Source organism: Bacillus shivajii (assembly GCF_020519665.1).
GTDB lineage: Bacteria > Bacillota > Bacilli > Bacillales > Salisediminibacteriaceae > Bacillus_CA > Bacillus_CA shivajii.
On record NZ_CP084703.1, the window covers coordinates 2,100,766 to 2,113,680 of the forward strand.

11 protein-coding genes are annotated in these 12,915 nt (G+C 36.9%); 7 read left to right on the plus strand and 4 right to left on the minus strand.

Translation table 11 applies throughout. From position 1 onward, the window contains the following. Positions 1-46 precede the first annotated feature (46 nt). A complete protein-coding gene (locus tag LGQ02_RS10410) occupies positions 47-886 on the minus strand; it encodes a protein-glutamine gamma-glutamyltransferase (protein WP_226518080.1) in 840 nt (279 codons plus the stop codon). 397 nt (positions 887-1,283) lie between these two features. Continuing rightward, positions 1,284-2,330: a nuclease-related domain-containing protein gene (locus LGQ02_RS10415; RefSeq protein ID WP_226518081.1), complete on the minus strand. Its 1,047-nt coding sequence runs from the start codon at positions 2,328-2,330 to the stop codon at positions 1,284-1,286. A 499-nt stretch (positions 2,331-2,829) separates the two neighbouring features. On the opposite strand from LGQ02_RS10415, the gene LGQ02_RS10420 reads away from it, so the two are divergent. Continuing rightward, positions 2,830-3,888: a hypothetical protein gene (locus LGQ02_RS10420; protein ID WP_226518082.1), complete on the plus strand. Its 1,059-nt coding sequence runs from the start codon at positions 2,830-2,832 to the stop codon at positions 3,886-3,888. 392 nt (positions 3,889-4,280) lie between these two features. Here the strand turns inward: LGQ02_RS10420 and LGQ02_RS10425 are convergent, their stop codons facing one another. Together LGQ02_RS10425 and LGQ02_RS10430 are read right to left on the minus strand one after the other, a co-directional pair. Continuing rightward, positions 4,281-4,742: a hypothetical protein gene (locus LGQ02_RS10425; protein ID WP_226518083.1), complete on the minus strand. Its 462-nt coding sequence runs from the start codon at positions 4,740-4,742 to the stop codon at positions 4,281-4,283. 21 nt (positions 4,743-4,763) lie between these two features. Further along, complete coding sequence (locus LGQ02_RS10430) at positions 4,764-5,534, minus strand: hypothetical protein (RefSeq protein WP_226518084.1); 771 nt, start codon at positions 5,532-5,534, stop codon at positions 4,764-4,766. A gap of 710 nt (positions 5,535-6,244) precedes the next feature. On the opposite strand from LGQ02_RS10430, the gene LGQ02_RS10435 reads away from it, so the two are divergent. The 6 genes from LGQ02_RS10435 to LGQ02_RS10460 all read left to right on the plus strand — a co-directional run bounded on the left by LGQ02_RS10435 (position 6,245) and on the right by LGQ02_RS10460 (position 12,776). Then, positions 6,245-6,775 carry a hypothetical protein gene (locus LGQ02_RS10435; protein WP_319003531.1) on the plus strand — a complete coding sequence of 177 codons (531 nt, stop codon included), beginning with the start codon at positions 6,245-6,247 and terminating at the stop codon, positions 6,773-6,775. Positions 6,776-7,952: 1,177 nt separating this feature from the next. Further along, positions 7,953-9,779: a M3 family metallopeptidase gene (locus LGQ02_RS10440; RefSeq protein ID WP_226518085.1), complete on the plus strand. Its 1,827-nt coding sequence runs from the start codon at positions 7,953-7,955 to the stop codon at positions 9,777-9,779. A gap of 101 nt (positions 9,780-9,880) precedes the next feature. Then, positions 9,881-10,075, plus strand: coding sequence for a hypothetical protein (locus LGQ02_RS10445; protein WP_226518086.1), 195 nt, complete (start codon positions 9,881-9,883; stop codon positions 10,073-10,075). 325 nt (positions 10,076-10,400) lie between these two features. Further along, a complete protein-coding gene (locus LGQ02_RS10450; RefSeq protein ID WP_226518087.1) occupies positions 10,401-10,778 on the plus strand; it encodes a hypothetical protein in 378 nt (125 codons plus the stop codon). 28 nt (positions 10,779-10,806) lie between these two features. Continuing rightward, positions 10,807-11,253, plus strand: coding sequence for an NUDIX domain-containing protein (locus LGQ02_RS10455; protein ID WP_226518088.1), 447 nt, complete (start codon positions 10,807-10,809; stop codon positions 11,251-11,253). Between the two features lie 500 nt (positions 11,254-11,753). After that, positions 11,754-12,776: a DUF3231 family protein gene (locus LGQ02_RS10460; RefSeq protein ID WP_226518089.1), complete on the plus strand. Its 1,023-nt coding sequence runs from the start codon at positions 11,754-11,756 to the stop codon at positions 12,774-12,776. Positions 12,777-12,915 lie beyond the last annotated feature (139 nt).

The window sequence follows — 12,915 nt, forward strand, 5'->3', positions numbered from 1 at the left end:
TACTCACCTATAACGTTATATGGAAAGTCTGTTTCTAATTTTTTTATTAACTACCATTAGAAAGATAATATAGATATCGTACACATGATATGGAACATTGGTTATGATGTACAATCGGTTGCTGAGATTTGTATGATCTAAAGTGTGTTTGTTGATTCGTCAAGTTGAATAAATGGTTAAATGAAGGTCTTGTCACTAACCTAGACAAGTAAGCGGATTGTTGGCTACCAGGACTCCTATAATCATTAAGAAACTCAATAATGTCTTCTTTTGACCGTATATAAAATCCGTGTCCAAAAAAACGACCATCTTCTAAAAGGACTGCATTTAAGCCTCGAAACCAAGGTGTACTAGCATGAAAATCAGGATTATTAATATAAACGACATCACCGGGTATAAAATAATCCGTATAAAAAGTGACGATCCCAAGGTCTGAATCGGTATGCCAACTATAAAGGTAAAGATTTTGAAACAAAGAATTGAACAAATTTCTGCCAATACTTTTTAAAGCGGCATGGTAAAAAATAATAACAGCAGCTGTTGCACATTCAAATCCATAGAGTGAACTGTTTCTGAAAATGTCATTAATCGCATCAGCAGGTTGCACACCTGGCCTTAACAGAAACCCACCTTGCATTGTTAATTGCCAGTACTCTGGATTACAGTAGGCATATTCAAACGTTGTAAATTCTGATTCACCGTCGCTCATCACGTTCGAACTTTTAATCATGTTCTTTCGTACGTTGAGTTCAAACAAAAGTTCATTCTCGGATTGATAAGAATAATTTGTGGGAGCATGCTGCATAGATTGAATGATTGACTGTTCAATGCTATCAAGCTCCATTTTTTCATTAGGTTGAAAAGGGACTCCTGATATTTGTATCATACAATCCTCCAATTTCATCTAGTGTCATACTAATCGTATTCGCATTTTGCTGTAATCATGTTTTTCAAAGGGGAATTTTTGTCATGTGCGATGGTTTCGTCTCGCGTGCGGTGAATTGATCTCGCGTGCGGTGAAATGTTCTCATGTGCGGTGAATTGATCTCGCGTGCGGTGATTATGCCTCACGTGCGGTGAATCGTTCTCACGTGCGGTGAAATGTTCTCATGTGCGGTGAATTGATCTCGCGTGCGGTGAATTGATCTCGCGTGCGGTGATGTTGCCTCACGTGCGGTGAATTGATCTCGCGTGCGGTGATGATGCCTCACGTGCGATGAATTGATCTCGCGTGCGGTGAAATGTTCTCACGTGCGCTGATGTTGCCTCGCGTGTGTTCTAACTTAATGATTATTAAGTTGTAACTTAGCCCACTCCCGCATTCGTTTTTCGTGATCCTTATAAATTTTTATAAATTGATGTACTAGTGGTCGTAAGTCGTATTTTGTATACTTTCCACCACTCAATAATGGTAAGTTCAAAGAAGATAAATATCTATGTGCTACAAACCTAGATTCTATATGAAGAAAGTTTCTAAATTCAGAGTTTGTAATTGTCGGGGATATAAGAAAATAATAATCAATTAACGTAGGGATGTAAGCATCTTTAGAAAAATAGAGGCACTTTGGACAAGACCAGCCACTTTTATAATGTTTAATCATCGAGATGTGTGAACAATTGGGGCAATGGACACCAGTAGTAATGTCTTTGATGGGGATGTTATGCTCAGCCGATTTTAATAATAGTGGTTCATGCGCTCTCATTAGTTGTACTGCAATTCTTTTGGTCTCATTCAGCGAGAGCTTTGTTTCTTTGTACTTAAAATTAAGTTCTTGGAGATAATAAAGGAGTTGTGATGCTCGGATTACATTTTCTCTTACTACTTTGTCATCAAGCTCATTAATTATACTTACATTTTTATTGGTAAGAACAACTTGTGACTTTATAGGGATCGAAGGTACATTGTTTTTCTTTAGCCATTGAATGAATTTAGCTTTTTGGGCTTTAGATTGGCTGATTGGACACTCAAACACATTATTTTTTCCTTCATCATTAATACGAATTAACTGGTTGAATTCGTGTTCAAACTTTAGTTTTCCCTTAAGATTTTTTACTTCTAAATTAACGAAAAATGAGGGGGTCAGAATTAAGTTATCGAATTGTGTATGATAGTTATTTATTGGTAGTCGAAGGTCATTCAGAATGAAATACTCATTATGAGGGAGTTGGTTGAAGTAATAGTTTAGTGATTCTTCACCTATGTAACCGGATCGCCATCGACCAAGTTCTTCATTTATTTCGTCATACTCAACTTTAGAGAGCTTAGCCCTCCGAATTAAAGATTCCAACTTTAAAATAATAGAGGGAAAAGAGCGATTCTTTAAAATCAAGGTTAATCACGTCCTTTTAGATTATTTTCAAAGTGTTTTAATTCGATAGAAAACTACAAAATCCTGCTTTTATTAATAAACTTTCTTGATTTTATTGCTAGTATTTAGATCAAATTCTGTTCCCATACTAATTATGGATCTTACGTGTGTTGCATGCGTTATTCGTGCGGAGATAAAGTCTCGGGTGCTATGATGTTGTCTCGCGTGCGGTGTTTTCGTATCACGTGCGATGAATTGATCTTGTGTGCGATGAATTGATCTTGCGTGCGGTGAATTGATCTTGTGTGCGGTGATATGTTCTCACGTGCGGTGAAGTGGGTTCACGTCCGATCCTCGTCCCTTCTAGGAGAAACGTACCCATTTGTGCAGTATAGGTATACTTGTCGTTTTTTTGAATAAATTTGATAACCCATCCCTATATGTAAGTTGTTGTCGTTTTATAGCTGTTGAAGCGAATGTTTCGAATCATACATCACGATGAACCTACAGGAGGAGGGTTATGAAACCTGAAACAAAACATCAGCTGAATGTGCTCTCGAAAGAGTTAAATGAGCTGCTTAACGCCCTTTATGAATCGTCGAAAACGACTGAAAAAGCAACACCTAGACTTATTTTACGTAATACATGTATTTTTCTATGGAGAAAACTCCGTTCAATAAGAGGAATGATGACCGCTTTCGGGATCTCTGTTGCCGGAATCACGGGATATATCACTGAAGTTTTTCAACATCTGATGGATTTGCCAATGAGTTCGTTCGTTGTCCTGTCCAGCATCATGACGTTTTTAGCCGGATCTTACATTCGACAATTAGTATTAACTGAAATGAGTACGGTCGGCAGTGACCTATTTCATCTTGGTGTGTATGAAAAAAGGAAAAAGACAGAATTTCAATCGCTTGTTTCCATGGCGAAAGAAAAGGACTTTCTTTTTACCTTAAAGGAACAATTGGAACGGGATTTAAGCGGTGATAAAGAAAAGCTAGAGAGTGAACTTGCGACGTATAAAAAGCTGGTAGATGAAAAAAGTCATGCCATTGAAGAGAAAAATGAAGCAATATATACATTACTAGAACGATTAGACGAATCAGAAGAAATCGCTTTGTTTTTTAAAGAAAAGTCTGATCTGCTGATTGATGTTTTATATCAATTAAAAACGAAATTAAACCTACTTGTTAACGAACAGTTTCATTTGGAAAACATCAATTTTGGGGTGAACTACACACTGTACAGAGTTGCGACAAAAGGTTTGCGTTTTATTGGAGGGTATGGGATCAATAAAGCGGAGGTTGATGAGTTTATTCCTTTTCAAGTAGGGCAAAATAAATATATTCAGTCCATGACTAGCTCACAAGATGATCCCTATGTTTTAAAGGACTTTATATCTTGGAAACGAATGTTGCAAGATGGCTCAGAATGGATTATGTCTTTGCATTTAGATGCCTCGAACCGAGACAAGTTAAGTGTAGATACGGATATGGGCAAATTAAATGTCACCATCACACAAGAAGTTCTTTGGATTTGCTGTGAACTCTTAAATAAATTTTCGTTAAAAAAATGAAAAATACGAAAAGAGGGAGGAGGATGGTAAAGTAGGACAAGCTTTTCCGTTAAAAATATTATATGTACTCAAAAAAGCATGAAGAAAACTCCACACTTCGGTTAAAAGAAACCTTTCCATACACTTGCCTTTATTTTTTCAACGATTCTTTCGCTTGTTCTCTTGCTTTATCGTTGCGATCCTTCATATCTGAGACCACTTTATCTGCTAATTGTGCTGAATGACTCACTTTTGTTCCTCCTTCTTGTCCATATCGTTTCCATGTCTTTATATGATTATTCAATTCCATGACTTTTGTTAACGGTCTAATGTTAATCAAGTAACAGCAATTGTATTTGACAATTTACGATGTAGGAAATACGTAACCTGTTTGTTGGAATGCTCGCTCTAAACTAACTCTCTACCTTAGCAACTCCCAATGCAAGGTGTTCCCATAATACCTCTTCTACTTTTTCTACTAACTCATTTGGACACTCTACAACTAAAACAACTTCTGACTTTTTCCCTTTTATTTTTCTTTTTCTTTTATGTACGATTTTAAAAATGATGTAATCGATGATAAAGCCTAAAGTGAAACCTACAGCTGCTCCAATTAACCCCCAATAAATAGGTCCCCATTCTAACGCAAAACCAATGCTTGCACCAATGACAGAAAAAGCTGTCCCTATAGCTGCACCCTTATCAAATAAACTAATGCCATCTGCTCTATGAAGTGTATCAAACAATCTCCTTTCTTCTACGCGGTTATTGAGAGGAACCGCTAGAATGTGTTCTTTTTTTATTCCGACTTTTTCTAAAGATGTAATGGCTAATTCGAGATATGATGAGTGTTCAAAGGTTGAAAAGATTTGCACTTCATTTCACCTCAGCAACTTTTAAGGGATTTTCACACGATGTTTCTGGTAATGATCTTTTAGGTACTTCCTTTGTTCGCTTTCAAATAACTTATTATTCTCAACTGTGTTCACATAAGAATCGTATACTGAAAATCCAAAGTGTGATGGTATGAACAAGAACCATTGAGGATCTATCACTTGTGTTGCTTTATGAGTATCCCCCAAAAAAAGCAAGTGTATTGCAACAAGAACATTCGAAAAATAGACAAAAATGATCATAAATGCCATCGTGAAAATGGCAGTAAGTACGCGATGGATATATAATTGTCCTAATCCTGGAGTAAATAGGGACCATAATATTGCCATGAGCGGTCTTCTTTTATCTAAGTAGTTAATTTCTAAAGCACCAATTGTATAGGAATTAAAATCTGCATTTTCACGTTCTGATAATATAAATACTTTATTCATATCAACGGAGGTCCGATAGGCATCCCATATTCCAAAAAAGTAAACAGGAAGATATAGCAGCATCCACCTAGGTTCTAACACTTCTTTCGCTAATTCCAATTTACCTGTAAAAGAATATACAATAGCCAGGTTGATATTAGCCATATTATTAACTAGAATTTCCCAAATAAACAAAGCATAACCTCTAATGTACTTCGATAAAAGAAGATGACCGAAACCAGGAAAGGCTGCAGACCACCAAGCGATGATATATGGATTTCGTAAATGTAGCTGTGTTGTACCAATGGCACTAACATGAGCTTTAAAACGACGTTGGCGATTTGTTGGTTTAAAGTTATCCATAAAATTCCTTTCAGTTTTTTACGAGTCTTTTCTCTAATTATCAATTGAATCAATTTCATAACTCAAAATAAGATGGGAAATTCCGAATGATGTGCGTGAACTCCACTTCAGACGGACGCTTTCACCACTCCGAGTACAAGTGCGACATCCATTCCTGCTGCACGAAGCTTGCACTCATGGTGTCTACTTTGCCCGAGGGCTTGTCTTCAGCTAACTTAAAGGGATGTGAGAATATTATCAACGACTCCGTTTGTAAAAGCATTGAATAAATAAACAATTAACCAATCTTCTATCGATTGTCTCCTAAGTATGATGGGCAAAAGCACTAATACAACGGCTAATTATAAACTCAAAAATCCCTGCCCGAATAATTTCCCTTTTATAAAACATTCACCCTCCATGAGTTTAGAATGCTTCAATATAGAAATTTTATTTTACTTTATCTAACTAATTTCAACCTAAGTGACATCAGTATTCAGAGATCGAAGTCAGATAACATAAGGGTTTTAGTAATTAGACGTATATTATTATTAGTACCGTTTGAATATCATACGGTAAAACAAAAAAATGACTCTCTTCATTCAACAGAACTTCATTACACACTTCTATAAACTATTGCCTATTTATGTAGGTACAAGATGTTTTGTTCTAGCTCTGTCATAGGATGATATTGACCTACATGTTAATCACCTATATAGGGAGGAATTCACTTGTACCCATATAATTTTAACCAACAATCATTTGATGGAAGTTGTTGTGGTGATTTTTCACGAAATGACTTCCAACCAATGGAGGAACAGCATCTGAGTGAAGGTGATGATCTACAAAGGCTGTTTCAAATTGGTATACCGTTTATCGGCGGGATAGGAGGCCAGTTTGGCTTTCCATTTGGCCCACCAGGACCGCCACCAGGAAGACCGCCATTCGGACCACCAGGGCAACCGGACTTTGGCCCACCAGGACCTCCGCCAGGAAGACCACCATTTGGGCCACCAACTACTCCACCGCCAGCATTTACACCGGCTCCGACAGCAGACGTTGGCTTGTTTGCAGTTGATCCAGGAGCTATTCGTAGATGTATGTTCCGCTATACGTATGTATGGTTAACGAATAGACAACAATTTTGGTTCTATCCAGTCTTTGTTGGACGAAGATCTGTAGCAGGCTACAGGTGGACTGGATTTTCGTGGGTGTATTTCGGTATAGACCTTAGACAAATATCATCATTTACGTGTTTTTAGGTGGGGTGTAAGATAAACATAGGCTTACTTCTGTGAACGCCTTTGTACAGCCTTTTAAAAAACAATTATTTTAAACATGTTGCCTAAAATGACTATCTAATGTGATAGTCATTTTTTTACATATTGAATCAATTTCATAACTCAAAATATGATGCGAAATTCCGAATGATGAGTGTGAACTTCACTTCTGACGGACGCTTTCCCGAGGGCTTGTCTTCAGCTAACTTAGGCTCAACAACTCTTCGCTAAGTGGATCTTCAGACTGCGCTGATCCTCCGGGAGTCGCCGTCTTTTGTTACGTTCACTTCTAAACAAAACTTGGCTTTTCGTTAAAGAGATTCTTAGTACTCTTCACCTGCGACGAGTAACCGCAGGAGCACCGAGCAACGGCTTCTTCGAAATCCCTTCGAGCTGCGACGAGCAAGCGTAGCGGCGCAGGAGCAACGAGCATTTGCTTCTCCGAATATTCATCGAGCTGCCTCGACGCATCATCTTCCAAGAAGTGCTTGAAGAGGAAGAGGCACTTATCTATCGACCATAAATTTATAAATTCTGATAGTGCAAATAAAACGTACATTTTCATTCGTTTCACTGCGCCAAAAACGTAATTATGAAATTGATTTATTAAAGGAAGTTGATGTTGAATAATATGAAACCGCAGTCAAATGCCGGAGAGGGCGCTTTTTAATAAAAAAATCGTTAGAACTTTGTTAATATGATAGTAACCATAACGATTGGGGTGTTTAGGTGAGGAATAAAATTTGGATCGTTGGTAATATGTTTATTGGTGTGGGAGCGATCGTATTTTTTCTATATATTTTGTTCGGAGTTTTTTGGACTAATCCTCATTTAGTTCCATGGTATCCAGGTTTCGTGCTTCTCATATTTATTGTGTTCAATTACATTATGCTCTCACATTACAAGGCAGTGTATTGGCTTTTTTCATTATTAATCATGCTCGGTTCAGCTGTATTGACTTATTGCAGTCATGTTTTATTTGTTTTATAAACTTTTTAAGAAACGAAATGGTATCGCCCTATTGGAAGATTGATGTTGTCATTACGTCTATTAATCGCTCTCTAAATGATGGAGGAATTTCAGTTAAAAAATCGAATAGTTAGATTAGAAGTTATTTCATATTTCGAAATATTTATATTTTCGTTAGAGAGGATGTTTGATGATGAATCAAATCACGCGTGACCAAGTACCAATCGAGGAGACGTGGGATCTTACGCCGATTTTTAAAGATGATGCCATGTGGGAAAGATCGTATGATGAACTAGAAAAAGAAGTGGATGTTCTTTTACAAAAAAACGTTGTTTTATCAAGCGCTAGTGATGTACTAGAGGCGCTTGAGACGTTTGATCAGTTACTCGTTAACTTAGGAAAAGTGAATAGCTATGCAATGTATAAATACACCGAGGATAGTACAAATTCACAGAACCAAATGATGATGGGAAGAGCGCAACTTTTACATGAGAAGGCAAACCAAGTAAAAACAAATTATGTGAATGCGTTCATCCAGGTACCTCAAGAAAAAATGGAACAATTTAAAAATGAAGAGAAAGAATTACATACGTTTGATAGATTTCTCGAGCGGATCGAAAAAACACGTCAACATTCGTTACCTTCTGATATGGAAGACGTATTAACGTCACTTGGGCATACGTTACAAACGCCAAGCAATCTTTATCAAACAGTAACTGCATCAGATATGACATTTGATCCGGTGAGAAATAAAGATGGAAAAGAAGTGCCGATTTCTTTGTTTATGTACATGACTCAAGTTGAAACGTCGCCAGATACCGTTTTGCGTCGGAATGCTTATGAATCATTGTCAAAAGGGTTAGAGAAATATCAGCATAGTCTAGCGAGTACCTTATCAGCAGAAATTCAAAAGAATGTGTCATTAGCGAAGTTGAGAGGGTTTTCTTCTGCAATTGATATGCACTTGCAATACGCCTCTCCAGCGAATGCATCTTTTGACAGTGATAACATTTCTTCTAAGTTTTTTGAGGAAATTCTCGATACGTTTAAGAAGGAACTATCTCCACACATGCAGCGATATGCGAGATTAAGAAAACGCCAATTAGGACTTGATCACTTAAGTTTTGCTGATGTTAAGGCACCGTTAGATCCTGATTTTGATCCGGAAATTAGTTACGAAGAAGCGGGGGAAATCATTACAGAAGCAGTTGGTGTCCTCGGTACAGAATATAAAGAGCTTATGAGCCGTGTTTTTTCAGAACGTTGGGTGTACCGTGCAGATAATGTTGGACGAAGAATGATTGCTTTTGGTGGCGGTGTTCACGGTGTGCATGGGTATTCGTTCTATCCATGGGGTGGAAACTTATTTGACGTTTTACTATTAGGTCATGAGCTTGGCCATGCCATTCATTTTACACTTGCTCATAAAAACCAACGCTTAATAAATAATTCGATGGCTCTCTTTTTCGTCGAGTCACCTTCAACGTTAATTGAACATTTAATCGTTGATTATTTACGAAAAACAAGGGACGACACACGGCTACACCGTTGGTTAAATATGTACTTAATGATGAGCTATCACCATAACTGTGTTACGCACGTTTTGGAAGCAGAATTATTAAGAAGGTTGTACAAGATGGCAGAGGAAAAGCAACCTTTAACTACGGCAACAATTAGTGAGACTAAAGGGGAGATCCTCTCTGAATTCTGGGGAGATACCGTTGAGATTGATGAAGGTGCAAAGCTAACGTGGATGAGGCAGCCTCACTACTATATGGGCCTTTATCCATATACGTACTCTGTTGGGATCTCTGCATCTACCGTTATTGCAGAACGCATTAAAAAAGAAGGTGTAGCGGTTGGTGAACAATGGACAGACGTACTCAAACAAGGCGGCACGAAAGACGGCCTCGATTTATTTAAAATGGCGGGACTTGATATGTCTTCAACGAAAGTCATAAGTGAAGCGATCGCCAACGTCGGCCGTATTGTCGATGAATTGGAAGAAAGCTTTTAATGCAAGGTGCCAGTCACTTGTCGAATTCGACAAGTGACTGGCACCTTTCCATGTATATTCCATTCCTTTAACTTCATAATAAAAGAGAAGGAGTGATACGTATGGCAAAAAGAAGTGGTAAAACGAACGCTGCTCAAAAAAATAAAAAGGGATTTGACCCAAGTAAATCAGACACTGAGTTCTCAAAAGAATTAGGCAGTGCAGCAGCAAATCGCGCACATAAAGAAAAAGCAAAAAAAGAACGAAAAGCAGAACCATTAAATCCTAAAAATCAACAACAATTAAATGATCAATAATGTATAAAGTCTTTCTGATAACCAATAGTTGGCATTGAAAGTCGAGTATGAAACCGTAATGGTTTCATACTCGACTTTTTATCATATCAATTTTAGCTAAGAAGTGTGCGCAACATAGTGAACATTTTAATGCGTGTATAAGCACAACTACGGCTTTTTATTTTTCACTAAATGGAAAATGATGTTAAACTAAAGAGGTGGGAGTAACAAGATAGGTGTTGAATTGTGATACATTCTTTTGTAAGCACCAAGGTACCTAGGTTTTAAACAAATATCCCATATGCTTTCTTACGTTAGAAAGATACAAAATTGTGGAGTGAAGGAAATGAAAAAAGTACTAATAGCTATTGTATTTATATTACTAATCGTTGTTAGTTTACTAGGTATGAAGTTTGGAAGTGCACTAACTCAAGAAGAAAACACGTTTGATATTTTAATAGCTATTACGAAACTTGAGTTTTCGGAAGATGATTATATTTACGTTGGTAAGACCGAACAAGAGAAAAGGTTTGTTTCAAAGAACATCGCCAATTCTCAAAAAAAGGTGATGATCGATTTTATGGAACAAAAAGAATGGGTGTTTAAAGATCAGTTAGGTTCTGGTTATATTTTTGAAAAAGATGAAGAGGACGTCGTTGTAACTTCTAGGTTATATACGAGTGATTATGTTCTTTGGAACGTACCATTTGACGTTTTTAATTAAATGAAGAGCCGAAAAGAGAGTGTTAACGATGATTCGAAAAGCAGTCGGTGCAATTGTTTTTCAAAAAAATAAATTCTTACTAGTACATAAAACGAAGGTCAATACACTGGAAGGGAAACGAACTGTTAAAGGTGAGTGGGACTTCGTAAAAGGTGGCGTGGAAAAAAGTGATAAAGATCTGTCCGATGCGATTGTACGTGAATTACATGAAGAGACAGGTTCAACAAAGTATGAAATTGTAAAAGTGTTTGATGAGAAAATTTCCTTTGATTTTCCAAAGGATGTTAAAGTGAAAATAGGTTACGACAAACAGGAAACGACAATGTTTCTCGTAGAGTTTTTTGGGGATGTTCACGCACTTATTCCTAATGATCATGAAATAAGTGACGTAACGCTTATTGAAAAAAATAAGGTCGTAGATATACTTACCCACCAAGATACGAAAGAATTTTTTATAAAACATTTGAAGATTTAGGTGCCAGTCACTTGTCGAATTCGACAAGTGACTGGCACCTGTACTATTTTGAACCATGTTCTTTGTAATATCTCTCATTGGCTCGTTGTAATAAGGCATCTAATTTTCTTTCTAATTCGTTTAAATCAGCGTTGTTTTTGCAATGCTTCCGCTCTCTTTGTAATGTCTCGTAAAGGTACTTTTCTTCTTTTGTTAAGTATTTTAGTTGTTTAATAACGAATTCCCCCTTTACTCCATGAATATGTTTCCTAGTTTTTATTCATGTTTTTGAAATTGTCTTTTTATAACTGTAGATAAAAAAGAGCTTAAAGCTTCCCTTTATGAGGGGGATCCTGAATAAGGCCTTCGGCGCTCTACTTGTAAAGTTTGAGGGCACACCTAAATTCATTTACCTCTTTTAATTCGACAAGTGCCTGGCACTTAATTTTTTTGTATGAAGTGTAACGAATAATCAAACCCTAAACTATAAATAAAATGAATTATTGTAAAAGGAGATAGGTATGACACGTAATGCAGCCACAACCCATAATAGTCAACCATTAACCTCAGTAGAGGTGTCAAGTCTTTGGAATGGTTATTTAGTCGAATCGCTCGTTCACCACATGTTTAAATACTTTTTACAAAACATTGATGATCCTGATATTAAAGAACTAGTAGAAACTTGTCACACTTTATCAAAAAAACAAATGGATCAATATCGTTCTATCTTTCATAAAGATAATTTCCCTATACCTAACGGAATTCAAATCGAAGACATTAATGTAAATGCCCCAAGGTTATTTTCGGATATTTACTATATTAATTACATTAAAAACATGGCTAAGTTTGCTTTGTTAATGCATGTTAATGCTTTTACGGAAGTGACAAGGGATGATGTGACAACATTGTTCAGTGGTTTCATCGATAACTTAAAAGATATCGAGATCAAAGCCACAGATCTAATGCTTTCTAAAGGATTATACACTCGACCTCCTTTGGTTCCCATTCCTGAAAGTATTGACGTTGTCGAAAGTAAGAAATTTTTGGGAAGCTTTTTCGAATCGAATCGTCCGTTAACCGTTCATGAAATATCGCAACTTTTTACGATCGCAGAGGGGAATGCACTCGGAAAAGCAACGAGCATGGCATTTTCACAAGTATCACAAGATAAACAAATTCAAGAGTATATATTAAAAGGAAAAGACATCGCTCACAGGTATATTCAGTTGTTTAATGATGTATTGTTAAATGAAGATATCCCAACCGTTAAAACGTATGATAGTGAGGTAACAGAAATCACTGTTTCACCATTTTCTGATCGACTGCTGATGTTTCATGTAAGTTTATTAGCTAAAGCTGGTATAGGGAACTATGGGATGGCAATTGCTAAAACTCAAAGAAAAGACATCGGCCTTATGTATGCTCGCATTTTGGCTGAAGCTACTGAGTATGCAACTGAAGGAGCTAAATTGATGATAAAAAAAGGTTGGATGGAACAGCCGCCGTTAGCAGCAAATCGAGATAAATTAGTTGAGAAGGATTAGGTGCCAGTCACTTGTCGAATTCGACAAGTGACTGGCACCTGAACGTTAAAGGAAATTTATGTTAATATGAAAATGTCATTCGTGACTTATTCATGATCAAGGATCGTGGCGGTTTTAGAGGAATAAATAGAAATTGTAT